At 64.3% G+C, this 24549-nt stretch carries 20 protein-coding genes; 5 read left to right on the top strand and 15 right to left on the bottom strand.

The genetic code is table 11. The features are described from left to right. Position 1: 1 nt before the first annotated feature. From RIT73_RS06670 to RIT73_RS06645, 6 genes are all read right to left on the bottom strand, one after another. Positions 2-1021 carry an oligopeptide/dipeptide ABC transporter ATP-binding protein gene (locus RIT73_RS06670; RefSeq protein ID WP_309131284.1) on the bottom strand — a complete coding sequence of 340 codons (1020 nt, stop codon included), beginning with the start codon at positions 1019-1021 and terminating at the stop codon, positions 2-4. After that, positions 1018-1956 carry an ABC transporter ATP-binding protein gene (locus tag RIT73_RS06665; protein ID WP_309131283.1) on the bottom strand — a complete coding sequence of 313 codons (939 nt, stop codon included), beginning with the start codon at positions 1954-1956 and terminating at the stop codon, positions 1018-1020. Before RIT73_RS06665 ends, RIT73_RS06670 begins: the two co-directional genes overlap by 4 nt. Before the next feature lie 28 nt (positions 1957-1984). After that, positions 1985-2959 (bottom strand): ABC transporter permease, encoded by a 975-nt coding sequence (locus RIT73_RS06660; RefSeq protein WP_309131282.1) that lies wholly within the window; start codon positions 2957-2959, stop codon positions 1985-1987. Between the two features lie 31 nt (positions 2960-2990). Then, positions 2991-3917, bottom strand: a complete 927-nt coding sequence (locus RIT73_RS06655) for an ABC transporter permease (RefSeq protein WP_309131281.1) — start codon at positions 3915-3917, stop codon at positions 2991-2993. A gap of 350 nt (positions 3918-4267) precedes the next feature. Then, the gene (locus RIT73_RS06650) at positions 4268-5845 is read right to left on the bottom strand and encodes an ABC transporter substrate-binding protein (protein WP_309131280.1); all 1578 of its coding nucleotides are present in this window, start codon (positions 5843-5845) and stop codon (positions 4268-4270) included. A 339-nt stretch (positions 5846-6184) separates the two neighbouring features. Next, positions 6185-7090: a LysR family transcriptional regulator gene (locus RIT73_RS06645; RefSeq protein WP_309131279.1), complete on the bottom strand. Its 906-nt coding sequence runs from the start codon at positions 7088-7090 to the stop codon at positions 6185-6187. Between the two features lie 126 nt (positions 7091-7216). On the opposite strand from RIT73_RS06645, the gene RIT73_RS06640 reads away from it, so the two are divergent. The 3 genes from RIT73_RS06640 to RIT73_RS06630 are packed head-to-tail and all read left to right on the top strand — an operon-like array spanning position 7217 to position 10054. After that, positions 7217-8455: a CoA transferase gene (locus RIT73_RS06640; protein WP_309131278.1), complete on the top strand. Its 1239-nt coding sequence runs from the start codon at positions 7217-7219 to the stop codon at positions 8453-8455. Next, positions 8448-9263 carry an enoyl-CoA hydratase-related protein gene (locus RIT73_RS06635; RefSeq protein WP_309131277.1) on the top strand — a complete coding sequence of 272 codons (816 nt, stop codon included), beginning with the start codon at positions 8448-8450 and terminating at the stop codon, positions 9261-9263. The genes RIT73_RS06640 and RIT73_RS06635 overlap by 8 nt, the downstream gene beginning before the upstream one ends. A gap of 41 nt (positions 9264-9304) precedes the next feature. Beyond that, a complete protein-coding gene (locus tag RIT73_RS06630; RefSeq protein ID WP_309131276.1) occupies positions 9305-10054 on the top strand; it encodes an enoyl-CoA hydratase/isomerase family protein in 750 nt (249 codons plus the stop codon). 110 nt (positions 10055-10164) lie between these two features. Here the strand turns inward: RIT73_RS06630 and RIT73_RS06625 are convergent, their stop codons facing one another. The 4 genes from RIT73_RS06625 to RIT73_RS06610 form a co-directional block, all read right to left on the bottom strand. After that, positions 10165-11160: a DUF1177 domain-containing protein gene (locus tag RIT73_RS06625; protein ID WP_309131275.1), complete on the bottom strand. Its 996-nt coding sequence runs from the start codon at positions 11158-11160 to the stop codon at positions 10165-10167. 5 nt (positions 11161-11165) lie between these two features. Continuing rightward, positions 11166-12470 (bottom strand): alpha/beta fold hydrolase, encoded by a 1305-nt coding sequence (locus RIT73_RS06620; protein ID WP_309131274.1) that lies wholly within the window; start codon positions 12468-12470, stop codon positions 11166-11168. Then, positions 12470-13537 (bottom strand): hypothetical protein, encoded by a 1068-nt coding sequence (locus tag RIT73_RS06615; RefSeq protein ID WP_309131273.1) that lies wholly within the window; start codon positions 13535-13537, stop codon positions 12470-12472. Before RIT73_RS06615 ends, RIT73_RS06620 begins: the two co-directional genes overlap by 1 nt. A 106-nt stretch (positions 13538-13643) precedes the next feature. After that, positions 13644-15278, bottom strand: coding sequence for a hypothetical protein (locus tag RIT73_RS06610; protein ID WP_309131272.1), 1635 nt, complete (start codon positions 15276-15278; stop codon positions 13644-13646). A gap of 212 nt (positions 15279-15490) precedes the next feature. Here RIT73_RS06610 and RIT73_RS06605 point away from each other — a divergent pair, with 212 nt between their 5' ends. Then, a complete protein-coding gene (locus RIT73_RS06605; RefSeq protein WP_309131271.1) occupies positions 15491-16318 on the top strand; it encodes an IclR family transcriptional regulator in 828 nt (275 codons plus the stop codon). On the opposite strand, the gene RIT73_RS06600 is transcribed toward RIT73_RS06605, so the two are convergent. From RIT73_RS06600 to RIT73_RS06590, 3 genes are read right to left on the bottom strand one after another with little or no spacing between them, the layout of a single operon-like run. Continuing rightward, positions 16279-17862 carry an amidohydrolase gene (locus RIT73_RS06600; RefSeq protein WP_309131270.1) on the bottom strand — a complete coding sequence of 528 codons (1584 nt, stop codon included), beginning with the start codon at positions 17860-17862 and terminating at the stop codon, positions 16279-16281. The two genes, RIT73_RS06605 and RIT73_RS06600, sit on opposite strands and share 40 nt — an antisense overlap. Beyond that, positions 17859-19547, bottom strand: a complete 1689-nt coding sequence (locus tag RIT73_RS06595; protein ID WP_309131269.1) for an amidohydrolase — start codon at positions 19545-19547, stop codon at positions 17859-17861. Before RIT73_RS06595 ends, RIT73_RS06600 begins: the two co-directional genes overlap by 4 nt. Positions 19548-19591: 44 nt before the next feature. After that, entirely contained in the window at positions 19592-20884 is a 1293-nt protein-coding gene (locus RIT73_RS06590) for an MFS transporter (RefSeq protein WP_309131268.1), read from the bottom strand. 190 nt (positions 20885-21074) lie between these two features. Between RIT73_RS06590 and RIT73_RS06585 the strand changes: the two genes are divergently transcribed. Then, positions 21075-21989, top strand: a complete 915-nt coding sequence (locus tag RIT73_RS06585) for an Lrp/AsnC family transcriptional regulator (protein ID WP_309131267.1) — start codon at positions 21075-21077, stop codon at positions 21987-21989. A gap of 46 nt (positions 21990-22035) precedes the next feature. On the opposite strand, the gene RIT73_RS06580 is transcribed toward RIT73_RS06585, so the two are convergent. Both RIT73_RS06580 and RIT73_RS06575 read right to left on the bottom strand, forming a co-directional pair. Further along, complete coding sequence (locus tag RIT73_RS06580; RefSeq protein ID WP_309131266.1) at positions 22036-23343, bottom strand: NAD(P)/FAD-dependent oxidoreductase; 1308 nt, start codon at positions 23341-23343, stop codon at positions 22036-22038. A gap of 175 nt (positions 23344-23518) precedes the next feature. Further along, positions 23519-24454 carry a LysR family transcriptional regulator gene (locus RIT73_RS06575; RefSeq protein WP_309131265.1) on the bottom strand — a complete coding sequence of 312 codons (936 nt, stop codon included), beginning with the start codon at positions 24452-24454 and terminating at the stop codon, positions 23519-23521. Positions 24455-24549 lie beyond the last annotated feature (95 nt).

The raw sequence follows: 24549 nt of genomic DNA, 5'->3' as shown, positions 1-24549 counted from the left end.
TTCAGCCGCTCACCGGTGTCGCACGGTGAGGGCGCTGCTGGGCCGCGTGCGCCAGCCCAGGGAAGCATCGTACCCAGTGATCAGGCCAGACTTCGTGAAGGTACGGTTCCTCCGGCGTGCAGTCCCGGTCATCGAACGGACACGAGCCCAGCGGCGGGTGCTCTGCTGCCAGCTCCTTCATTGACAAGGGCACCCGTGCCCGTTCGGCTTCGGGGTCGGCGATCGGAATAGCGGAGATGAGACACCGCGTGTACGGATGCGTCGTGCGCTCGTAGAGATCGTCTGCGGGAGCGAGTTCCACGATCTGTCCCCGATACATCACGGCTACACGATCGGCCATGTGCCGAACGACGTCGAGATTGTGGCTGATGAAGATCATGCTCAGATCGTTCTGCGACTGCATGTCCAGCAACAGGTTGAGAACATGCGCCTGTGAGGTCACATCGAGCGCAGAAGTGGGTTCGTCGCAGACCACGAGGTCCGGCACCAGCGCGATGGCACGGGCGATCGCCACCCTCTGTCGTTGGCCTCCCGAGAGTTCGTGGGCACGCCGCTGATAGAAGGCCGGATCGAGACCGACTGCGCCGAGGACTTCGGCGACCCGCCTTCGACGCTCGGCCTTGCTCGCGCCGGTCACCAGCAGCGGCTCCTCAACGAGGCTGATCACAGGTTTGCGCGGATCGAGACAGCCCAGTGGGTCCTGGAATACCATCTGCATTCCGCGTCGAGCCTCGATCAGGGTGCTGCCCCGCAGTGACGTGAGATCCCTGCCATTGAAGAAGATGCTTCCTTCCGTCGGCTTGTGCAGTCGAGTCGCCATACGAGCCATGGTGGACTTGCCGCTTCCCGATTCGCCGACGATGCCGAGGGTCTCTCCCCTTCGCACATCGAGGCTGACTCCGCGGACGGCGTGGATCGCTTTCTTCTTCCCGAACAGCCCGGAGCTGCGCCGGAATGTCTTGACGAGGTCCCGGATCTCCAGGACCGCGTCCCTGCTTGGTGGTGGAGCGAGCGTGCTCATGGAATCTCCTTGGATGGTGTCGGAGCAGCCGCCCACGATTCGATGGTGGCCTTCGTCGGAACCTCGAGATGGGATCTGCGCGGCCGGTCCGGCTTGGGAATCGAGTCCAGCAATGAACGCGTGTACGGGTGCTGCGGATCTCGATACAGGGAGTCGACGTCGGCATCCTCGACGATGGAACCCTGGTACATGACGATGACTCGATCTGCCAATCCGGCCACCACTCCGAGATCGTGGGACACGATGAGCACACTCATGCCTCGCCGTTGGCGTTCACGCTTGATGAGGGCGAGGATTTCGGCTTGGACGGTCACGTCGAGTGCGGTGGTCGGTTCGTCGGCGATGAGCAGCGTCGGGTCGCACGACAGTGCTGTGGCCATCATGACTCGTTGCCGCATCCCGCCCGACATCTGGTGCGGATAGTCATCGATGCGGCCGGCCGCGTCCGGGATCCCGACCGAGTCGAGAAGTTCGATCGCGCGGGCTCTCGCCTCTCTCTTGGAAGCCAAGCCGTGGATGATGAGTGGTTCGGCGACTTGTTCTCCGACTGTGAGCACGGGGTTCGGCGAACCCAAGGCGTCCTGGAAGACCACTCCGAAGTCGCGACCGCGGATCCGGTTGAGCTCAGGCACGGACAGACTCTGCAGGTCGATGCCCTGAAACGTCACTCGGCCGGTGACCCCGTCGGGAGGACAGGAGATGAGACCCACGCTGCCGAGGACCGCGGTGGATTTGCCGCTGCCGGACTCCCCGACGACGGCGACGGTCTCACCCTTCTCCACGGTGAAGCTGATTCCCTTCACTGCCTGAGTCGAGGAGTCGGAGCCGCCGTAGCGCACCGTCAGGTTCTCCACGGAAAGAAGTGGTCCCTCGAAGTCGTCATTCGTCTTGCGCGGCTGAGTCCGAGGCAGGTGCCGCTGTTTCACAGTGTTCATCGGTTCACTTTCATGAATGTGTCCGGGCTCAGGACTTCTGATAGGGATCGAAGATGTCGGTGAGGTACTGTCCCAGGACGTTGATCGCGAGCACTGCCAACATGATCGCCAGCCCCGGATAGAGGACGGCGTCCGGTCGACTCAGCATGTACTGCCGACCGTCGCTGAGCATCTGACCCCATTCGGGGACCCCCGGCTCGAGCCCGATTCCAAGGAAGCTGAGCGCGGAGATCGTGAGAATGCACTCGGCCATGCGCACCACGGCCAGAGCTGTCATCGTGGCGCTGATGTTGGGGACCACATGGTCGAACATGATTGTCAAAGTGCGCCTTCCGCTGAGCCGTGCGGAAGCGAGGAAGTCGTGGGATCGCACGGACAGCGTGGCGGCGCGAGCGACCCGGGCGTAGAGCGGGAATGTGTAGAGTACGACTCCGAAGACGAGGCTGGGGGTTCCCGACCCTGCCACCGCCATGAAGGCGATGGCGAGAACGATGCCTGGGAACGACAGGAAGACGTCGAGGATTCGCATCAGCGCGTTATCGACGATTCCACCGATGTACCCGGCGAAGGTGCCGAGGAGCCCGCCGACGACCGATGCGATGATATTGGCCACCAGAGCCAGCCCCAGCGTGTAGCGAGCTCCATGGACTATCCGCGACCACAGATCGCGTCCGAGCGCATCTGTTCCCAGCCAATGCTCTGGGCTGGGGTCCTGCATGACAGCTGACAGGTCCTGTTGACCCGGTTTGAACTGGGTGAACAGATCCGGGAACACCACCATGATTCCCATGAACGTCAGTATCATCAGCGACAGCGCGGGGAGTGGTTTGCGCACCATCCTCGCGAACGCGTAGCGGATCGACTCGTCGTTCTGGGCGCCTTTGAGCCGCGCGCTCTTCGACCTTCTGAGGACGACTGTCGGGACCGGCTCGACAGTTGAGCCGGGAGTCGAGAGCCCTTCCGCCTGAGTGGGTCGCGTGTGATCTTCTGTGGGTGAAGTCATGACATACCGATCGGTTGTGAGTGCACTGCGCTCATGAGGAGGCGTGCGCAGTTCGTGGGTCGAGCACGCCGTAGAGAACATCGACAGCGAGGTTGACGAAGATGTACACGAAGGAGAAGAAGAGAATGAGTCCCTGGATCACGGGGTAGTCACGGACCATGAGGGAGTTGATGAGCAGTGTGCCGATTCCCGGCCAAGCGAACACGGTTTCGATGACGATGACCCCGGAGAGCAGTGATCCCGCCTCCAAACCGATCATCGTGACCGCCGGCAGGAGGGCGTTGCGCAGCACGTGGTGGCCCATGACGCGTCGGTTCGAAGCGCCTTTCGCCCTTGCGCTCCAGACGTAGGCCTTGCCGACTTCGCCGGCAACGCTGGCCCGAGTCAGTCGCGCGACCATCACTGACGGAGGCAACGCCAGTGTGATGGCTGGCAGTATCACGCTCGAGGGCGCATTGTTGCCGCCCACGGGGAACCAGCCGAGCTGTCCTGCCAGGTAGACGAGAAGGGTCAGGCCCAGCCAGAAGTTCGGAATCGAGAGTGTCCCCACCGAGCCGACCAGGATCGCCTTGTCGAATCTGCTTCCCGGACGCGATCCGGCGATGAGTCCGAGGCTGAGTCCGATGACGGATGAGAACACGAGAGCAACAGCGGCGAGCTGGAGCGAAGCACCGAGGCGGCTGCCGATCTCTGCGGTGACCGGCGCCTTGGTGAGGATCGAGTTGCCGAGGTCTCCCTGCAGCAATCCTGTCAGGAATGCCCAGTACTGGGTGAGCATCGGTTCGTCGAGGCCGAGCTCCTGGCGGATGTTCTCGACAAGTTCTGGTGTGGCTTGGGGCCCAGCGATCATTGCAGCAGGGTCGCCTGGCATGAGTCGGCTCATCATGAATACGAGGAACGAGACAGCGATCATGATCGGCAGCGCCTGCATCACCCGTCTGACGATGTACGTCGTCATGGTCGGCCACCTCGCCGACCGTGGGCTTCGCTGGGTGAGTGAAGAGTCATTTCTCGTCCTTGAGTTGAGCTGTCACGACACCGCCGGAGCAGTGCCTTCATAGATTCCAGGCTAGGCAACGCCAAGACTTCCGTCTATGGCAGAGCATGTCCTGTTTGCATAACTTCAATATCCATTCAGGTATCAATTGAAGCTTGATCAATGGAAGGGAGATCGATCTTGACAGTGGTCCAGCTTACGAAAACGAAGCGCCTTCATCGCTGGATGTCTCAGCGATGAAGACGCCTCGGAAGGACGATGGCCGGCCGTGCGGATTCGTCAGTGAGGTGTTCGGTTCAAGCCCGCCCTCATCACCCTTCCTTCGGCTTCGCGGTGAGGAAGTTGACGTAGGTCATGGGATCCTCATAGATGGTTTCCAGCGCCGTCGACTGACCGTTGACATCGTTGATCTCGAACATATAGAGACCGAGCGCCTGGTCGAAAGCAGTCTGTTGGAGCTCCTCTTCGAGGGCCGCGCGCTTCCCCTCATCGAATTCTGCTGACGCCTCTTCTCGCAGCTCAGTCAGCTTCGGCACACAGTGGTGACCGAGTGCCCACTGGGACTTCGTACAGCCGTCCCATTGCTCGTACAGTGCTTCGACCGCTCCCGGAGACCAAGCCATATAGGCAGTTTGGAGCTTGTCGGAGAACATATCCTTCTGCAGTGTCGGCCAGTCGCCGATGGCGTTGGTCGTCGCCTTGAAGCCCACCTCGTTGAGCTGCTGAGTCACTGCCTCAGCAACCACCTTGTCCTGAGGGTAGCGGCCCACCGGTGTGGTGATCGCGACTTCTGCGCCGACCGCACCGGCCTCCTCAAGAAGCTTCTTCGCTTTCTCCGGATCGTACTCGTACTGCCCGACCGGCGCGAAGCCCTGTGCAGCGCTGCCGGCCGAGCCCGTCGCCACCTTGGCCTCTCCATTGAGAAGTTCTTTGGCGATCTGCTCCTTGTTCACCGCATGGTTTGCGGCCTGACGCACCTTGACATCGTCGAAGGGCTCCTTCGTCGCATTGAGAGAGTACTGGGCGAAGCGCCCTGCCACCTTGATCAGTTCGACATTGCCATTCGACTCCAGCTGATCCGTGCTTGTCGACGGAATGTTGTAGGCGAAGTCGACCTCTCCGGATTCCAGCTGCAGTACGCGCGTGGTGTCCTCTGCAACAATCCGCCATTCGACTGTGTCGAAGACGGGCGCTTCTCCCAGCACCTCCGCGTTGTACTCAGGATTCTTCTCCAGGCTGACCTTGGATCCGTTGGCCCAGTTCGTGATCTTGTATGGCCCTGTGCCGACCGGATTGCTGCCTTTCTCATCCCCGAACTCCTCCATGGACGGAGACACCATCTGCGACATCGGCGGATGGGAGAGAATCGAGGTCATGAGCAGCGCGTACGGCTCACCCGTATCGAGGACGACCTGAGAATCCGAGATGGTCTCGCAACCGTCCACGACATTCCACCGGGCCGACGCTCCGTATGAGGATTCAGGGTCGATGAGCCGATCGACGTTGTAGCAGACGGCTTCGGCGTTGAACGGCGTTCCGTCGCTGAAGGAGATTCCCTCCTTCAGGTTGATCGTCCATTTCGTCTTGTCTTCGCTGACCGAGTAGTCCTTGGCGAGCACCGGCTGCGGTTCGCCCTTTTCGTCCTTCATGAACAGGGGCGAGTAGATCAGACCGTTGAGGGCATAGTTGGCATAGTCCGCGGCATCGGCTGGGTCCAAGCTCTTCGGTTCAGTGCTCGCAGCGATGGTCAGCTGCTCGGGATTCTGGTCGGTCGTCGCCGACGACGAGCCTCCACAGGCCGCCAGCCCGGCGACCAGGGCGGCTGTCCCGGCCGCCGCGACGGTCCGTTTGACCGGAGAGCGCAGGACTGGCCTCCTGAGGTTGATCATGATGGTTCCCTTCATTGAGAGCAGGAGAAGTAGTTCTTCACGATTCGATCAGCTGTCGCCTCGCGCGGGTTGGATCCACCGGCCCCCGCGGTGCCTCGATCGTCCGAATAACGTGATTGAGTCGAGAACGTGAAAGCGGCTGCTCAGCGTCGAGCTCTGACTTCGAATGCTTCGGCAGACCGTGTCCGGCTGCCTGGTCGCAATCGACGTCACTTCCAGCGAGGTGCATCTGATGTGTCTCCACACTAGAAGTTCCGAGGACCAAGGTCTATGACTTACCGTGTCCCATTTCGCAATCATTGATTGCCTCTAGGGAATGGCTGATTCCCGTTGGTTCAATCAGTGGGAGTTCATCGCACCGTACTTGTTGACGAGGTTGCGGAAACTCCTGAGTACATCATTGTCTTCCCCGCTCCGCCACGCGTGGTAGACCTGAATGTACGGGACAGGGTTCGTCACCCTGACCGTGCGAATACCTGGGCGACCCGGTCGCACAGTCCGCTCGACCACGAGCGCAACACCTTCGCCGGCCGCAACGAGGCTGAACAGCATCGGGGTGCTTGTGGCCATGTGTTCGATCCGCGGCGTGAATCCCGCCTTGGACGTCGCCTCCAAGGTGGCATTGAGAGTTCCTCCCCCGAGGCTGGGATGATAGACGACGAATTTCTCCAGCGCGAGCCTCGCCAACTCCACCGATTCGCCGACGATCGGGAACTGGTCGGGCACCGCCAGGACGAGCTCATCCTCGTATGCGTCCTCAAGTTCGATCCCCGGCTCACCGACAGCGCCGGCCCGCACCTGTCCAAGATCGAGATGATGGTCCCGCAGCCGTTCCACCTGTTCGGTGGTGTGCATTTCGTGGAGCTCGAGGTGGGTATCGGGATGCAGGAGCCTGAAAGCCGTCAGAGCACTGCCGAGTATGTCGAGTCCCGCGCTCTCGATGTAACCAACTCGATAGGTGGCGCCCAACCCCTGGCTGACTTCCCGTGCCGTGCGCTTGGCGCGGTCGAGATGCTCGACGAGCAGACGCGCATCTTTGAGGAACGCCTGACCCGCAGGAGTGATCTCCACTCGACGGGAGGTTCGTTCGAGCAGCTGAGTCTCGAGAGACTTCTCCAACGTTCGGATCATCTTGCTCAGCGGTGGCTGGGTGATGTGAAGGCGATCGGCGGCCCTGCCGAAATGCAGCTCTTCGCACACCGCGATGTAGGCCTTGAGTTGCGAGAACGTCGGATCAATAGCCATAGCTATATCAATACATGAAGAATAGGACTCAAACAACTATAGACCGGAGGAATTCTGCTCCCTATCGTCGTAACAAAGGCTGACGACCAGCCCGAAGTTCCCCGATTCTCAGATGAAGGATTTCTCATGCACCCACTCAGCAACATACGAGTCGTCGAGATCGCCAATTTTCTTGCCGGGCCGTTCTGCTCGATGCAGTTGGCAGACCTCGGTGCCGACGTGATCAAGGTCGAACCCCCGAACGGCGGCGACAAGGAACGTGCGTCCGCTCCCTTCATCAACGGTGAGGGTTCAGGATTCATGCGCTTCAATCGCAACAAGCGGTCAGTGGCCATCGACCTCAAAACGGAGGAAGGCATTGAGACCACCTGTAAGCTCATCGACGAAGCCGACATCCTCGTCCAGAACCTTCGCCCCGGCTCAATGAACAGGCTGGGACTCGGCTACGAGGCGATGCATGCCCGCAATCCGGAACTCATCTACATCTCAGCCTCTGGCTGGGGTCAGTCGGGACCGTTGGCATTGCACCCCGGCCTCGACATCATGGCTCAGGCGCGCAGCGGGATGATCAGCGTGACGGGCCCAGAAGGCGGGGAAGGCGTCAAGGTCGGTTTTCCGGTCTGCGATCTGGTATGTGGGATCTACGGTGCGCTCGGAGCAGTTGCTGCGCTGCAGGCTCGGAACGAAACGGGGCTCGGCCAGCACATCGACGTCAATCTCTTCGAATCAGGAATGTCGCTAGCCGTCTGGGAGGCCGCTCGCTATTTCGCCAACGGAGATGTTCCGGTCCCGCAGGGAACCGCGCATGCCATCAGCGCCCCCTACCAAGTCCTCAAGGCCGCCGGCTCCTCTTCATTTGCGGTGGGCGCCGTCACCCCCTCCGCATTTGAGGCACTGTGCACGGTGACCGGAACGACCGAGCTCCTCGATGACGAACGATATGTTGACAAGAACACGCGCCGAGCGCATCGGAACGAACTCGTGGCAGCGTTGGAGGCCGCCACGACGACGAAGCCGGCATCGCATTGGGTCGCCGAGCTCGAGAAGGCGGGGGTGCCCTGCGCTCCCGTCCAGTCGTATGACCAGTCGTTCAACGACGAGCATCTCCTCGCCCGTGAATTCTTCTGGGATTCAGAACATCCAGCCGCCGGACGAGTCAGGCAGATGGGTTCGGCGATGAGCTTCTCGGAGACTCCGACTCGAAGGGACAGCGCCGGGCCGATGCTCGGAGAGCACACCCGCTCGGTCCTCAGTGATCTCGGATATGCACCCGATCGCATTGACATGCTGCTGGAGAGTGAAGTCATCGCTCAGGCCGAGGTTCCGACTGCCCAGGAGCAGGAAGCGGTTCCAGCACATGCATGAAACAGTCGACAGATCGCTGGACACACGGTCCCAGGATTACTTCACCACACACGTCGGCTCGAGTCTGTGGGTGACGTTCAACCGTCCCGAGTCGCTCAATGCGCTGACTTCGGACATGTACGAGGGAATTCGGCAGGCATGCAGAAGAGCCGAATCGGATCCAACCGTCACGTCCTTAGTCTTCGGCGGAGTTGACGGAAGTCGACGCTCGTTCGCCGCGGGATCCGACATCACTGCTGTCGCCGACATCCTCGACTGGGAGACCTACCGCGACTACGAAGACGGCATCAGCGAGATCATCTCTGCCATCCAGAATCTCTCGATTCCGACCGTTGCAGCCATCGCTGGGCCATGTGTCGGCGCGGGTGCGACTCTCGCGCTCGCCTGCGATCTGCGCGTTGTCGCCGATTCTGTGAAGCTGGGCTATCCGATGGCGCGGACGACCGGCGGAACGCTGCCGCCTGCGACGTACGTGCTCCTCGCCAGTCAGGTGGGAATTCCCCGCGCCCTGGACATGCTGCTGAGTTCGCGCCTGATCAGGGCACAGGAGATCGTGGCTGCAGGTCTTGCCGCAGAGGTGGTGCCCGAAGTCGAACTTGACGAGGCCACGAAGAAGCTGACAGAACGCATCAGCACGAGCGCTCCTCTATCGCTGAAGGCCTCGAAGACCGAGATCCGCAGGCTGCGTGAGCGCCTGGCCGAAGGAGCCGTCGACGACGTCCGCCAATCCGTTTTCGAATCCGCGGACTACCGGGAGGGCCTCACGGCCTTCCTCGAACACCGGCCTCCGGTCTGGACCGGTCGCTGATCATTGAACGTCGGCTGCCGGCCGAGAAGAGAGGAATCCCCATGGGAGAAGTCACTGTCACCGTCGAGGACTCGATCGCCATCGTCTCGATCACGAACGTCGGCAAGCGAAATGCCTGGACCCGTGCGATGCGCAGGGAATTCGTGAGAATTCTGGCTGACTGCGGAGACGGGACCGTCGACTGCCAAGGCATCGTCATCACCGGTGGTGCCCCCGAGGCATTCTGCGCAGGTCAGGACCTCGACGATGCTGTCGACTGGTCGGAAACCGATATCGAGACGGAGATGGCCGAGCTCAAGACCACTTATGATGCAGTCCGCTTCTGCCCGAAGCCCGTGGTTGCGGCGATCAACGCCGTGGCAGCTGGTTCCGGATTCCAAGTGGCACTGTGCTCCGACAGCATCGTCTCTCACCCCGACGCCCGAATGGGTCAACCCGAGGTGAGAAGCGGAATGGCAAGCGCAGTGGGTGCCCGCCTGCTGCAGATGTGCGTCGGGTACGCCCGGATGAAGGAAATGATCCTCAGCGGTCGACTCCTGTTCGGCCACGAGGCGCACAATTATGGTCTTGTCACTCACCTGGTGCCATCGACGGCAGTCGTCAGCACCGCCAAGGATACTGTCCGGAGGTTCGCCGCAGTCCCTGCCGAATCATTCGCCGGCAGCAAGATCGGACTGGCGGAGTCCTTTGATTCCGAGTTCCTCCAGGCCTTCGCGGATACGGTGAACAACCAGAAGAAGCTCCAGGTGAACTCTGTGGCGAAGAGCCTGCGCAACGGCACCTCGGCTTGAGGTGATGGCGGCCCGGCCTGAGGTGATGGCGGCCGGGCCTGAGCTGATCGCTCAACAGTCCTTCTTAATCACCCAAGCTGCCATCTCACCCGCGACCACCCCTATGTATCTCAACGCGTCGCGCGGACTTCGTCGGCTATCCTGCCGCCGCAGGAAGAGCACAATGTGCCGGCTCCTCCCTGCCTCCGGAAGTGCGAGTTCGAACCGTAGAGGTCGACGATCCGCTCGAATTCGACCTCATCGAAGAAGTCGACCGCTCCAGAGCCGAATCCTTTCGCGACCTCGATCGCGAACCGAGTGGCGGCCTCGATGTCGACCGCATGGCTGGCACCCGTCGCGCAGCCGGCCACCGCGGTGACCGTGGTCAGTGCGACGCCGACCACCGGCGCGTCGGTGGCGACGGCCGGCTGCATGATCGAGTTCACGTGGTGCAGCCCATTGCCGTAGGGCGTGATGTCCTGCTGGGTGATCGGGAACACCCGAGCATGATCCCCCGTTACGGTTTCGAGAACCCCGATGAGGTCTTCGCTGACGCGGAGGAGGTACCCATCCTTCGCCGTCGGCGTGATGCTGATGCCGCGGTGGTTGAGCAGCCGGTTGCCCTTCGTCGTGTCGATCGACACGATCGCGTCCATTTCGGAGCTGACCTCATGGGCATTCATCTCCTCGATCTCCACCACGGAGTTCATGAATGGCACCGGATCATGGGGCTGAGTCGGGGCATCGGGATCGATGTGCGTCGCGACGATGACGTCGCCGACCAACCTGTCACCCTGCGCGGCCATGGCGCACAGCTTGGCCGCCGCCGACAGCGCCGCAGCGGCCCCGTCCCCATCGGAGACGAAGCCGATGAGTTCGGGACGGGCACCCAGACCGCCGAGGCGACCGAGGATTCCCAGCGTCCGGGCACGACCGCCGAATCGCTTTCCCTCGGTTCCGGGAATGATGATCCTGATGAAGTCTGTGGAGCCCTTCTCCCCTGTCACGACTTCGGACTCGAACTCGACGAAGTCGGGGGCCGAAGCTTCCAACGCCTCGATGACGCCGGCGGCAGACGCCTGCGGGGAGTCGAGCAGATCGAGGACGGAGAGCACATGAGACAGCATGTCCCTCACCTCTTCCGCACCGAGTCGAGCAGCTTGGACACGAGCGCGTAGCCGTCCTGCCGAATGCCGTCGTGCTGGTACTCGTTGGTGATGTGGAGATCGACCCCGCCGATGCGCTCCGCGGTTTCCACGGAGAGCTCGTAGGGGACGAACATGTCATCGACGTACACGGCCGCCGCCACCGGCACCGTGTTGGCGGCGAGCGCCTCGTCATCGAAAGGGTCGGAGAGGCCTTCGGCCGACGCCAGCGCCTCGGCGGCGGCGGCGAAGGGCACGAGCGCCGGGTCCTGCTCGAACTGCCAGGGGAAGACCATCTCACCGGTGAACCGAAACTGGCCGTCACCTCGGCGGCGCTTCGGTGAGAATTCCTCGAGTTCCTCCCGCACCCGGTGAGCCGCCCACGCCGTGGGCGCGCCGCGGGAGTAGATGGACTCGTGCAGCAGCGCATACAGCGGGCGCCGGGCGAAGGAGACCACGTCCTCGACGTCGCGGAGGAAGACGTCGCTGAGACGCGGGCCTCCAGGCGTCTCGATGAACGCCGTCTCCAGCTGATAGCTGAGTGCGCGGAACCCCGCATCGGATCCCAGCTGGATGCCGAGCGTCTGCAGCCGTTCGACGCTCAGCCTCTCTCCGCTGGGAAGGTGCTCGTCGACACGATCGAGGTGGTCGACGATGTCCCAGATCCTGTCCTCCGCGGCAGGGAAAGTCGCAAAGAACTCGTCACTGCGCCGCGCGGTCGCCGCCAGAGTGTGCCGATACACTTCATCCGCGTTCCCACTCAAGGTGGGCAGACCGGCAGTGATCATCACCTCGCGCAGGGACTCCGGGCATTTCGACAGATAGGACACTGCGAGGAAACCACCGTAGCTCTGCCCCAGCACGGACCACTTCTCGATGCCCAAGTACCGCCGCACCGCCTCGGCGTCGGCGATGATCGCATCGGCACGGAAGTGTGCGGCATACTCGGCGAGGCCTCGGGCGTCGAGGCCGTCAGGGATCGACTCCCTGCTCAGGGGCGTGGACAATCCCGTTCCTCGCTGGTCGAGCAGGATCACACGGAAGTCCTCGAGCGCTCGCTTCAGCCATCCGTTCGCTCCGGCCGGACGGTCCGCTTTGTTGCCCGGACCGCCCTGGAACCACAGCAGGTGAGGAAGCTGCCTGTCCAACTTGTCGACCGCTGCGACTTCACGGGCGAACACGGTGATGGTCTCCTGCGGGTGAGCATGGTCGAGGGGAACCTCGATGAAGTGCTCGGTGAACTCGAGCCCGTCGATTCGACGAGGAGCGTTCGATCGCTGACGGGTCGCCATCAGTATCCCTCGATGCCCATGCGCCGGCAGATCTCGACGATCTCGGGGTGCATGTACTTGCCGTCCACTTCGATGGGAGTTCCGTCGAGGAAGATCGACGGCAGATTCATGCTGGCATCGGTGTGTGCCGCGGCGGACCAGTAGTCGCCGCCGATCCAGCTGCCCTTGGTGCCCATCCCGAATTCGACCGTGCCGAACACGCGCTCGTCCTCGACGATCCGTCCGGTCAGCGCCGGCACTCCCGGGTTGAAGCCGAGGCTCCAGTGGGCCAGGCGGTACATGTTGGGATCGTCGAAGGAGGCCATCCAGTTCGCGTAGGTCGCCGCGTCGGTGCCGGGACCGGTGATGTCCGTGATGGCGCCGTTCTTCACTTCGCAGCGGATCTCAGAATTGAGCAGACCGAGCTCATTCGGCGGCCAGGCCCCGCCGTCGAAGACGACGACCCCGTTCTGAGTGTCCTCGTAGGGGTTGAACGAGATCTGCCCCGAGAGCATGACCGACTGACCGGGTTCGGTGGCGGGAAGGCCACGGAGGTTGATCGGACGGTCACCGATCGTCGCCGAGATGTCGGTGCCGGCCGGGCTGGTGATCCTGATCTTCTCGGCCTGCTCGAGGAGACGGACGAGTGCCCAGCCCAGGTCGGTGACCTCCTGATAGTCGACGCGACCGACCGTGTCGACGAGCATCTGCACATCCATTCCAGTGAGGTTGATGTACCGGCAGCCGTTGCCCAGGGCGACCCGGAAGGCTTCGGAGTGCATGATGTAGCCGAGTTGGAATTCGATCCAGACGTCCGCTTCGGCGATGGCGGCTGCGATCGGCGCCGGCGGTTCGACAGCGCTGGTCGAACTGGTCGGGTAGCGGATCACCGTCGGCTGGGCGCCCACCGCGTAGGCGGCTGCGGCAGTCACGTCGACGACGCGCATATCCGTGGCGGTGTCGGCCGTGATGACGAGGTTCTCGCCCTTCTTCACAAGCATGATCTCTTCGATCAGTTTGCGCGCTCCCAGGGTCGCCTCGTAGTCGAGGTAGCTCGCGTGGCTTTCGATGCGGCTGACAACTTCCATGTGTTTCTCCTTCAGTGGCGGTGCCGGGAATCGGCTCCGGGGATTGGGTCGATGGTTCGGTGAGTCAGGTGGTCGGTGGGTGATCGGCGGGACGGTGCTTGGGGATCTACTTGAAGACCTGAGCAGTTCCCCAAACGGCATCTCCGGCGATGATGCCGGCTCCGAAGAGGACGATCTCGTTCTCGCCCTTCTCTCCGCGCAGCTTGGTCCAGACGAGACGGGCGACGATTGCGATCATGACCAGCCACCCGGCCCATGGCGTGGTGATGAGCAGACCGGTGGCCAGGAGCACGCCCATTTGACGTTTCGCTCCTCCGACGAGTTGGATCAGGGCTCCGGGGACTGCCCAGAGAAGCAGGCTCGTCCAAATCGAGGTGTCGCTGAGCCCGGCGGAGATCGTGTCCGCGAACACCTGCGACACCGGCGGAATCTGGCCGCTCGACAGGAACGAGTCCCAGAGCAGGGCCACCATGGCGATGGCGACGAAGAATCCGACGAGTGAGGCGAGGAACTGCTGCTTGCGTCCCGCGAGTTCGTACTCGGTGTAGGGTCGTTCGCCTTTGCGCAGGATCCATCCGGCCTTGAGGTCGTACCCCATGTCCGCGAAGGCAGGGCCGGTGGCGGAGCAGTATCCGACCAGCAGCGCGAGCGGGATCAGGGGAATGCCGATGAGCATACCGATGATGAGGAAGATCAGCGTCACGGCGAATGCGGGGAACCAGCCGGAGTGCATGGCCGCGAGACCGACGATGATCTCGTGGATGATCGCCGCGACCGCGGCGAACAGGACCCAGCCGATGAGAGCCCAGACGCTCATCTCCTCCCACAGGCCACCGGCGACGGCGAGGATGATCGCTCCCGCGACGTAGAGGACGAAGCCGTTGGCGAGTGCGCCACGCAGCCGCTTCGGAGTGACTGTCGGCAGCTCGGCCGGGTCCGGCTCCTGGCCCTCGTCCAGCGACGCGACGTCGACCTTGGGCTTCTTGCGGAGCAGGATTCTGACGGCCTGTCCCAGCGCCACCAGCCCGGCCCCGATCATGACTCCGTGCGGAATGTACATGCTCGCCAGATCGATGTTCCACAGCTGCGGGACGTACTGATTGATGAGCAGCCCGAGTCCGAACATCGACAGTGCCCAGAGATTTCCGAGGAACGCGACGCCCATCGCCGACATCGGCAGGCCGAAGAAGGATCCGATGAACCCGACGACTCCGCCTCCGGCGAGGATCCAGGCACGCTTCCCGCCTTCGTCTCCTGCCTTGATCGTCTCAGCGGCGGCGACCCCGGGAGGCCACGCCGAGGTGGCGGGGAGGAATTCGGAGCCGAACGCCCGATAGAGCACGAAGCCGTCAACGACCAGCGCGAACGACGCTCCGATGAACATCGGCCAGACGAGATCGCCACGGCCCATCACGAAGGGAATGGCAATCGGGGCGATGAGGGCGTTCGACGCCGCGAAGGTCGAGGCCGAGATCGCGCTCTGGGCGAGGTTCTGCCGATGGACGTTGCGCATCTTCTGGAACCCGAGGATCGACAGTCGTCCGATCACCATGGCGACCAGGGCACCAATCACCGAGGTGTTGGCGGAGATCCCGAGCGTCGTGATCAGCCGCAGGCCGATGAGAGAACCGCCGACGCAGAGGACGATGAGAAGAATGAGGGTCAGCGGTTCGAATGTCCGCGGATGGTTGGGAGAGGCTGGTTTGTGGGAGAGCTGTGGGTCTGTGGGGCTGTTCGTCATTGGCTGCACCACCTGGTCGTGGCCGAACCTGCTGCGTCAGCGTGGGCTCGGCGGAAACAATCATGAGTGCGAGAATCCGGCCGGTTCGTGACCGTCATCACCGCGCTCTCGATTATTCCCATGTGTTCCCACAGAGTGAAAGAAAAACCCTGTATTTGGGTTCCAGAGCGTTCGGCCCGCTCATTGAGTCTGCGACTTCGTAGACTGACCGCATGAGCACCGTGTCGAACCGGCAGCCACGACCCACTCTGCAGACGGTCGATCGCGCCCTGGAGATTCTGCTGTCCTTCAACGAGGAGCGGGAGGAATGGGGTGTCTCCGAACTCGCCGAGGAGTTCGGGCTGAGCCAATCGACCGCACAGCGCCTCCTCGCGGCCCTGGCCGACAGAGGGTTCCTTCGGGTCATGCCCTACAGCCGGCGTTACCGTTTGGGTCCCACGCTGTGGAGGATGTCCGCGCTGTGGGAGCGCACGGGCGGGCTGGCCGCGTTGGCAGATCCGACGCTCAAGGACCTGAGCTCCCGCAGCACCCGAACGGCGCTGTTCGCCATCCCCGACGGAACCCATATCCGCGTGGTTGCGATCGTCGATGGCGACAACGGTCCACTCTGGCAGCACTCCGTGAAGAACGAGCTGTATCCGGCGCACGCCGGGGCCGCGGCTCGCGGCTATTTCGCCTTCCTCGACCCGACCGAGCGGAAGGCACTTCTCTCCGACCGACCGTTCGGCCGGTTCTCCGAGGCGACAACCGTTGACCGCGATGAGCTCGAGGCACAGTTCCGCAGCGCAGCTGAAGTCGGCTATGCGATCTCCGAAGGTGAGTTCGACCTGCAGACGAGGGCGCTGGCGGTGCCGGTCTACGTCGGCCGACGGCCCGTCGCCTCCCTGTGCCTGATCGAGAATGCGTCAGCCGAGGCCGCGGAACCTCTCCGAGATCTGGTACCGCTGCTCCACGAGGCGAGTGAGGCGCTGACGCGGAGCTTGACGCAGACGGCGGCGCGTCACCATCGCCGCACTCCGCTCCCCCGCTCCACCCGGTAGTCCGGCCAGGGCAGGTCGATGGGCGGTTCGAAGTCCGGCGGCAACAAGGCCGGCATCGGTTCGGCGGCGACCCGGGTCTCGAACTCCTCCTTCGCCTCGGCGAGGACGTCGGGCCGTGTGAGCAGGTCGAGAAAGGTTCCGGCCACCGTCTTTCCGGCGGTGACGATCGTCGGAGCGATTGTCTCCGGCATCCCGCCCAGGGCGTTCATCACCCACGCCGGATACGGGCCGGCCCCGGGTATTGAGCTCAGTGCCGGGCGAGCGACATAGAACCGGACGAGTGGCGCATAGTGGCTCATCTCGACGTAGTCGTCGCTCGTCCAGTTCCGCTGCCATGCCGGCATCTGATCACGCAGCAGTCGCTCGGCCTCCTGCGGGGTGATGAGCTGCTCGGTCTCGGGGAGGAATGGATGATCGCCGGCCTCAAGCCCCAGCGAAAGTTGGATCTCCTGGGCACGCGCCACCGCCTCAGCATCGTAGTGAGGCGGCCCCACCTCGGCGAGGTTGTCGAAGAGCACCGAAGCAAGCGCATGATTCGTCCGTCCCGGGCGGCTGCGGGCGATCCACCGCTCCTCGACGGTGCAATGGCCCATCATCGCGGCGGCTTCGGCGTTGCGGTCAAGGACGGCGAGGATGTGCTCGGCCATCTCGATGTCCGGGGTGCGCCAGGAGAACTGGATTCGCGCGACCCGTTGGGGCAGGTTGTCCGCCGTCGCCTGACCGTCGGCGAGGATCGCGTCGGAGAAGCTCCAGCCGCCGCTGGCCGGCAGCATCGAGTCGAGCATCGCCCGCGACGAGGTGTACATCTGCGTCAGCGCCAGATTCGCTCCCGGCGCCCGAGCCGCCGAGTGGGAGGCGGGGATGGGCGAATGCGGGTCCGCGGTCGAGTGCTGCCAGGTCTCCGGGGCATCACAGATGAAGGAGTAGACCTTGCTGTAATAGGCCCCGCACTGGGTGTCCCAGCGCGCGGTGTTGCACAGCGGCAGCATGTAGAAGGGGTGGAAGGACACGATCGCATCGGCGTCGTCGTAGTAGCCGCGCAGACCGTGGACGACCTTCGAGCCGTGCATCTTCTCCGCCGGCTCTCCCGTGTAGAGCAGTGTGCCGGTGATTCCGTGCGCCTCCATCGCGTGCTTGGTCGCGAGCAGTCCCGCCAGGGTCGAGATCCCCAGCGCCGAATGCGGGTCGGTGTGCCCGGGTGCGAACCGCGACAGTCCTTCCCGTGGTTCCTCATGCGTCCTCGCAGCTTGGCTGTTGCCGGGCACGGCGTCGTATTCGGCGTAGGTGAGCAGGGTCGGGCCCTCACCGTTCGTCCACCGGGCGCTGAACGCTGTGGGCATCCCGGCCGAGCCGTCCTCGACCTCGAAGCCCTCGGCTCGCAGGCGTCGGACGTACCAGGCCTGGGAGTCGTACTCCCGCCACGCGGGTTCCGCGAGTTCCCAGATGTGAGTGTGCCAGTCGAGGAGTTCGCCGAGGTGGGCCTCGATCCACTCCCGGGCGGTCTCCTTCGCCGAGGCGGCTGTGCCCTTCTCGCCCCCGCTCACTTCTCCGCCTGCGACTCCGATGACCCGCCGAACCGGCGCGACCCGTCGACCCAGGTCTCGAGCACGGGGATCGCCGCGATCTCCGGCCCGGGCGTCACCAGCGGGTCGGCCCCGAGGACGGCGAAGTCGGCGCGTTTGCCCACGGTCAGCGACCCGAACTCCCGCTCCCGCCCCAGGGTGATCGCTCCTTCGAGGGTGTGTGCGCGCAGGGCCGCCTCGGCGGAGATCCGCAGCGAGTCGGGTCCGAGCTGATGGCCGCGTCTCGTCACTCGCGTGACCGCGGTCTGGATCGCCTCGAGCGGTCGCGGCTCCGCCACCGGCGCGTCCGACGACAGAGTCGCCGGCACCCCGGCTGCCAAGAACTCGCCGAGCGGATTGAACCGTTCGCCGGGGGTGCCGATGGCCTGCTCGACCCCTTCGCCCCAGTTGTAGTAGTGCTGGGTCTGGTTGACGGGCCGGATCCCCAACCGCGCCATCCGCTCGATATCTGCCGGATCCGGCAGACCGCAGTGCTCGATGCGGTGGCGGGCGTCGGGATCGGGGCGATCGGCGAGCGCCGCCTCGATCGCGTCGACGACCATCCGGATCGCGGTCGGCGACTGAGCGTGGGTCGCCGTCTGCAGCCCCACCGCATGGGCCCGGTGGACGAGACCTGCGTACTCCTCGGGCGAATGGTAGAGCTGGCCCGTGCGGCAGGGGTCGCCGACGTACCCTTCCGGGAAGTAGGCGGTCCACCCACCCAGGGTGCCGTCGGCGTAGAGCTTGATCCCCGCCGCAGACAGGAAGGCGTTGCCGAAGGGTCCGGTGAGACCGAGTTCGAGCACCGAGTCGAGGAGGTGGGAGAGGAAGTACATCGACACCCGCAGATTCAGCTGCCCGCGGTCGACAAGTTCGAGGTAGGCGGCGAATTCCCGCTTCGAGACCTGGGCGTCGCCGAGAGCCGTGACACCCCCGGAGAGGAACTCGCGTTGGACGAGGTCGAGCTGACGCTGGTGTTCGGCGGGTTCGTCGCCGAGGTGGAAGTTCGGTCCGTGATGACCGATCTTCACCCCGTGGAGCCCGGTCAGCGCATTGCACGCGGCGTCGGAGAGCTCCCCCGTCAGTTCTCCATCCGCGTCCCGGAAGAACTCGCCGCCATCGGGATTCGGGGTATCGCGGGTGATCCCATACTTCTTGAGTGTGAAACTGTTGACCACGCCGCCGTGCCCAGAGGCGTTCATGATGTAGACCTCGCGGTCGGACGCGACCCCGTCGAGCTCGTGCCTCGTCGGGTGGCGGCGCTCGATGAGGTTGCGCTGCTCGTAGCCGTAGCCGCGGATCGGCACGCCGGCGGGGAGCTTCGCCGCTCCCGCCCTGAGCAGGTCGACGATCTCCGGGATCGATGCCGCCTTGTCGGGGCCGACGTCGATCCAGGTGAGCAGCTGACCGTACATGAGCGGGTGGGCGTGGGGGTCGACGAATCCCGGCACGATCGTCGCCTCCGGGAAGTCGGCGCGGATGGGGGCGAGCCCGTGCTCGGAGGCGGTCGCCTCGGCGGCGGTCAGGGATCCCACGGTCAAGATCCGACCTCCGGCGATGAGCATCGCCTCGGCGGTGGGGGTGTCGGGGTCGACGGTGCGAATCGTCGCGGCGGTGACGATCGTGGGGGTGGAATCGCGGTCGTCGAAGGTCGCGAGTGCTCTCATGCGATGTTCTCCTGGGTCGGGGTGTGAGGGTTGACGTGTGGGGTTCAGCGGATGTCGTCGTCCCTGTGCTGCGGGGCGAGTGCCGTGGAGACCCAGGCGACGACGGACAGGAAGGCGAAGAGCCCGATGACCGACCACACCGTGCCGGTGCCCGCCTGGAGGCTGGTCGCGGCGATCGGGGACAGTCCGCCCCAAACCGCAGCGCCGACTCCGTAGGCCAGGGACATGGAGGTGTAGCGGGCCTGGGGTCGGTACATCTGCGACATCAGGGCCGACAGGGGCGCCCAGGTGGCGCTCATCGTCACCCGGATCGCGCAGACGAGGATGTAGATGAGGGCGACGCTGTGGGCCTCGATCGAGAGGACGAGCGGGATCGAGCAGAGGAACGACAGGCCGACGCCGAGGTACATCATCATCTTCCCGCCCCATCTGTCGCCGAGCCACGCCAGTGGCAGGGTGACAAGAGCTTCGAGGAAGGAGGCGATGGTCATCGCGCCCAGGATCACCGAAGCGGCCAGACCGATTTCCTCGCTCGTCGCATAGGACTGGACGTACGCGGTGGCGAGGTAGTATCCGCCCGAGGCGATGGCGACCATCCCGAAGCCGAGGAGGATCGGGTACCAGTTGAAGCGCAGAGCGTGGAGGATCGGCGTGGTGGCGGACTCGCCGAGGTGCTCGAATACCGGGGTCTCCTCGATGCGCAGCCGTACCCAGATGCCGACGCCGATGAGGATGATGCTCGCGAGGAACGGCACCCTCCAGCCCCAGCTGAAGAGCACGTCGTCGCCCATGAGGGACAGGATCCAGAAGGCGCCCGAGGACAGGAGTGCGCCGAGCGGATTCCCGAGCTGGGTGAAGCCGCCGTAGAAGGTCTTGTAGTTCTCGGGTGCGGATTCGACTGCCATGAGGCTCGCTCCGCCCCACTCGCCGCCGACGGCCAGGCCCTGGGCGATGCGAAGGACGATGAGCAGGATCGGCGCGGCGGCGCCGATGGTCGCATAGCCGGGCAGGCAGCCGACGAGGACGGTGGCCACGCCCATGAGCAGCAGGGTGATCGTCAGCGCCGGTTTGCGGCCGAGGCGGTCGCCGACGTGGCCGAAGATGATCCCGCCCAGGGGCCGGACGAAGAACGCGACCGCATAGGTGCCGAATGAGGCGAGAGTGGCCAGGGTCGGCTCCGCGTCGGGGAAGAAGACCCGGGGGAAGACGATCGCCGCGGCGGTGGCGTAGACGTAGAAGTCGTACCATTCGATCGTCGTGCCGACCGAGGCGGCGAAACCGGCCTTGACCGCGCGGCGGTGGGAGCGTTCGGGGGCGGCGGGTGCGGAGGACGTCATCGGGAGCTCCTTTGCTCGGGCGACCACTGGTCTGCGTGGCGCTGCTGTGATGATAGGCCCGCCCAGGACCGTTGTCACTGGCAGAGTGTCGGCATTCTCAGGACGAATTCCGCACGTCTGTCGTCTTTTTCTGCCGTATGCTCACGAATGGAAGCAGAAGGATCCAATCTGCCGCACGATTGGAGACCAGATGAGGCAGACGGAGCAATCGCGACTCGATGCGGAGCTCATCCGGGCACTGCAGCGCGATGGACGCGTGAGCGTCCTCGACCTCGCCCGCGCTCAAGGCGTCTCCCGGCACGTCATCGCCGAGAGGCTGCAGGTACTCACCGAGCGCGACGGTCTGCGCGTGGTCGCGGCGCTTGATCCCGGATTCGCCGGCCACCATGTGCTCACCCATTCCATGGTCAGCGTCGACGGTCCCGTCCGTCCCGTCGCCGAGGCGGTGGCCCGGCTCACCGACGCCGTGTTCGTCTCGCTGACCAGCGGTATCAGGCCCCTGGTCATCGAGTCCCGGCATGCCACGGTCGCCGAGCTCCACGCGACCCTCGACGCGGTGCGCGCGATTCGCGGGGTGCGCGGGATCCGGGTGACGACCTACGCCGAGGTGTTCCGCGGCTACTTCGTCGCTTCCCGGCGGGAGGACATCGTCCTCGACGACCTCGACCGCGAGCTCATCGCGATCCTCCAGACTGATGGCCGGATCAGCTACCGCGCCCTCGCCGAGGTGGTCCACCGGTCCCCGTCCGCAGTGCGATCACGCGTGCGCCGACTCATCGACGCGGGCGTCATGCGGATCGCGGCGATCAAATCCGGGGTTCTCTCCCCCAGTCGCTTTGCGACGGGCATCGGCGTCATCGTCTCCGGGGACCCGCAGCCGGTCCGCCGGTTCATCCTCGACAGTCCCGCCGTCGAGTTCGCCGCCCGCTCCCACGGCGCCCATGACTTCGTCGCGACCGTGGTCGGAGCGTCGTCGATTGAGGTCCTCGACATCATCGAACAGCTGCGCGAACTCGAGCAGGTCGCAGCCATGGAGACCTGGACCCACTTCGATGTCATCAAGGAGGACTACACCCGGCTTGCGGGGGTCGGGATGGCGGAGTGAAGTGCTCGGTTCGCAGCCCGATCGACCCGAGTGGCCATGAGGTCGGTCAGACGCCCAGGACGCTCAGCGGATTCTCGGTGCGCACGTCATCCGTGCTCGGCGCATAATCCCGGTACATCCGCTGGATCTCGATCTGGTCGGCCAGGTACTTCGCGTCGTGCCAGACTCCCCAGATGAAGCTCGAGCCGCGGCGCGACAGCCAGGGCAGCCCGAGGTAGTACAGGCCTGGCACCGGGGTCACGCCCCGCTGCTGCACCGGCCATCCGCGCTCATTGAGGACGCCGTCGACCTGAAGCCAGGAGTAGTCGACGCCGTAGCCGGTCGCCCAGATCACGGTGGTCACGCCGGCCTCGGCGAGATCGAGTTCGCGCACCGGATTGCTCACGCACTCCGGCTCCGGCCCGAGCACGTGCGCTTCCGGCTCTTCGGGCAGGTCGAGACCGTTGCGCTCGACGTACTCGTCGGCCTCCCGCAGCAACGAGAGGTAGTTCTCGTCGCCTCGTGCGATGTTCGTCGCCAGGTCATCGCGGACCTGCAGCTTCCCGTCCGCAAACGATTCGGCCCGACCGAGCAGAGTCATTCCAGACGCCGCCAGATCCCGGAAGTCGACGGTGTGTCCGCCTTCGGCGCCGCTGACGGCGATGGTCACATGGTCGGCACCGACGGGCGGCGCGGCGAGGTCCCATTTGCCGAGCACACCCAGCCACCAGCAGAAATCACGATTGCGATAGGCGCGGGGCGGACGGTCGTGGGGACCGACGGCGAGGTAGACCTTCCTGCCCGACTTCTGAATCTCGGCCGCGATCTGGACTCCCGAGGATCCGGCGCCGACGACGAGCACAGCGCCCTCGTCGAGCTGGCCCGGATTCCTGTAGGAGCTCGAATGCATCTGGGTCAGTCCTGCCGAGGCGGGAATGACGTCGGGGACGTTCGGCTTCTGGAACGGTCCGGTGGCCGCGACGACGAACCGCGCAGCGATGTCACCAGCATCGGTTTCGACGAGGAAACCGGGCGCGCCTTCGCGCTCGGTCACCGTCTCCACAGTGACTCCGGTGCGCACGGGCAGTCCCTTGCGCTCGACGAGGGTCTGGAAGTACTCGGCCACTTCGTCCTTCGTGGCGAAGCCGTCGGGATGAGTGTGCTCGAAGTCCTGCGTGGGGAACTTGTCGTGCCAGGCGGGCCCGTTCGCGACGAGAGAGTCCCAGCGCTTGGTCCGCCACGCCTCCGCGACCCGATCCCTCTCGAGGACGATGTGCAGGACCCCTCGGTCCTGCAGGTGCTCGCTCATGGCGATTCCGGCTTGGCCACCACCGATGATGACGACTTCGGCGACTTCTGCATCCTTCTTCGACATGGACACCCTTCCTCCGACCGCGAGCGCGGCACTTGCTTCATTGCCTGTGGGGCGGGTCCGTTCCCGCTCTTTTTCAAGCAAACCGCAGAGAAGAGTGGCCTGGCCAATAGTTGTTGGCGGTCAAGTGCATCACCTGAGTAGATGCAACTGCTTCAGGTCAATCGGTTCCAGGCATCTAGGAGTGCGCACCCGGCCGCGCTGCCGCCTCGGCGAGGATCTCCCGCATCGCCTCTGTCACTGCCCGCGCCTTCCCGGTCTGGGCACTGCGAGTCAGCGCGGACACCGCGACGTGGAGGCTCGGGGCGGGGTCGGAGATCTCGAGGATCGCGGTCCGCGCCCCCGTGTAGGTCTGACTGATCCGCGGTCTCTGATTGAGGATCGAGAACCCGAGCCCGGTGGCGACCATCGACCGCACGGTCTCGTAGCTGGCGCTGCGGTATTTGACCCGCGGGGTGATTCCGGCCTGCCGGAGGATGGTGAGGAAGTACTCGCGACTGTCCGGCAGGTCGAGCAGGACGAACGGGTGGTCGGCGAGCTCGGCCAAGGCGACTTTCTTCCTCCGCGCCAGGCGGTGGCCCGTGTTGACGATGATGTGGGGGCGCACCTCGCCGACCACTTCGCTGTGGATGCCCTCGACATCCGTGAGGTCGTAGTTGAGAGCGATCTCCGCCCGGCCGCTGCGCAGAGCGCCCATCGCCTCCTCGTGGTCGCCTTCGATGACATCGACCGTGAGTTCCGGGTACTTCTCCTGGAGCCGCCCGATCAGCGGTGGCAGGAGGAACGGTGCGAGCGTTTTGAAGCAGGCGAGGACGATCGTTCCCCGCACCTCCTTCTGCCCAGCCTGGATCGACTCGACGGTATCGGTGATGAGGCCGAAGATCTGATGGGTCTCCTGGAGCAGCTCCTCGCCGGCCGGCGTGAGGACGAGCCCTTTGGAGTGCTGGCGGACGAACAGCGGCGCACCCAGAGACTTCTCCAACTGGTTGATCGCTGTCGACACCGCCGACTGCGCGATGTGCAGCTCGTGGCTCGCCGCTGTCATGTTCAGCGTCTTCGCGCACTCGACGAAGTACGACAGCTGCGTGAGCGTGATCGGGAATCGATGCACCATACCGGCCCCTTTGCCTCGACGGTCCGTCCGCAGTGCCGGACGAAACCGCACCCGGGCAGCGGATCGACCGCGCTCGGGCTGCGGACGAACCGCAC

Source organism: Brevibacterium sp. (assembly GCF_031179145.1).
In the GTDB taxonomy this organism is placed as follows: Bacteria; Actinomycetota; Actinomycetes; order Actinomycetales; family Brevibacteriaceae; genus Brevibacterium.
Note: the sequence above shows the minus strand (reverse complement) of the source record. Positions and strands in the feature narration are given on the sequence as shown.

Excerpts from the sequence above, each read along its gene's own strand:
- RIT73_RS06645 (WP_309131279.1), bottom strand. The coding sequence starts at position 7,090 with ATGGCTATTGATCCGACGTTCTCGCAACTCAAGGCCTACATCGCGGTG.
- RIT73_RS06630 (WP_309131276.1), top strand. The coding sequence starts at position 9,305 with ATGGGAGAAGTCACTGTCACCGTCGAGGACTCGATCGCCATCGTCTCG.
- RIT73_RS06660 (WP_309131282.1), bottom strand. The coding sequence starts at position 2,959 with ATGACTTCACCCACAGAAGATCACACGCGACCCACTCAGGCGGAAGGG.
- RIT73_RS06650 (WP_309131280.1), bottom strand. The coding sequence starts at position 5,845 with ATGATCAACCTCAGGAGGCCAGTCCTGCGCTCTCCGGTCAAACGGACC.
- RIT73_RS06580 (WP_309131266.1), bottom strand. The coding sequence starts at position 23,343 with ATGTCGAAGAAGGATGCAGAAGTCGCCGAAGTCGTCATCATCGGTGGT.
- RIT73_RS06615 (WP_309131273.1), bottom strand. The coding sequence starts at position 13,537 with ATGGAAGTTGTCAGCCGCATCGAAAGCCACGCGAGCTACCTCGACTAC.
- RIT73_RS06620 (WP_309131274.1), bottom strand. The coding sequence starts at position 12,470 with ATGGCGACCCGTCAGCGATCGAACGCTCCTCGTCGAATCGACGGGCTC.
- RIT73_RS06575 (WP_309131265.1), bottom strand. The coding sequence starts at position 24,454 with ATGGTGCATCGATTCCCGATCACGCTCACGCAGCTGTCGTACTTCGTC.
- RIT73_RS06670 (WP_309131284.1), bottom strand. The coding sequence starts at position 1,021 with ATGAGCACGCTCGCTCCACCACCAAGCAGGGACGCGGTCCTGGAGATC.
- RIT73_RS06585 (WP_309131267.1), top strand. The coding sequence starts at position 21,075 with ATGAGGCAGACGGAGCAATCGCGACTCGATGCGGAGCTCATCCGGGCA.
- RIT73_RS06655 (WP_309131281.1), bottom strand. The coding sequence starts at position 3,917 with ATGACGACGTACATCGTCAGACGGGTGATGCAGGCGCTGCCGATCATG.
- RIT73_RS06595 (WP_309131269.1), bottom strand. The coding sequence starts at position 19,547 with ATGAGAGCACTCGCGACCTTCGACGACCGCGATTCCACCCCCACGATC.
- RIT73_RS06635 (WP_309131277.1), top strand. The coding sequence starts at position 8,448 with ATGCATGAAACAGTCGACAGATCGCTGGACACACGGTCCCAGGATTAC.
- RIT73_RS06610 (WP_309131272.1), bottom strand. The coding sequence starts at position 15,278 with ATGACGAACAGCCCCACAGACCCACAGCTCTCCCACAAACCAGCCTCT.
- RIT73_RS06590 (WP_309131268.1), bottom strand. The coding sequence starts at position 20,884 with ATGACGTCCTCCGCACCCGCCGCCCCCGAACGCTCCCACCGCCGCGCG.
- RIT73_RS06605 (WP_309131271.1), top strand. The coding sequence starts at position 15,491 with ATGAGCACCGTGTCGAACCGGCAGCCACGACCCACTCTGCAGACGGTC.
- RIT73_RS06665 (WP_309131283.1), bottom strand. The coding sequence starts at position 1,956 with ATGAACACTGTGAAACAGCGGCACCTGCCTCGGACTCAGCCGCGCAAG.
- RIT73_RS06625 (WP_309131275.1), bottom strand. The coding sequence starts at position 11,160 with ATGCTGTCTCATGTGCTCTCCGTCCTCGATCTGCTCGACTCCCCGCAG.
- RIT73_RS06640 (WP_309131278.1), top strand. The coding sequence starts at position 7,217 with ATGCACCCACTCAGCAACATACGAGTCGTCGAGATCGCCAATTTTCTT.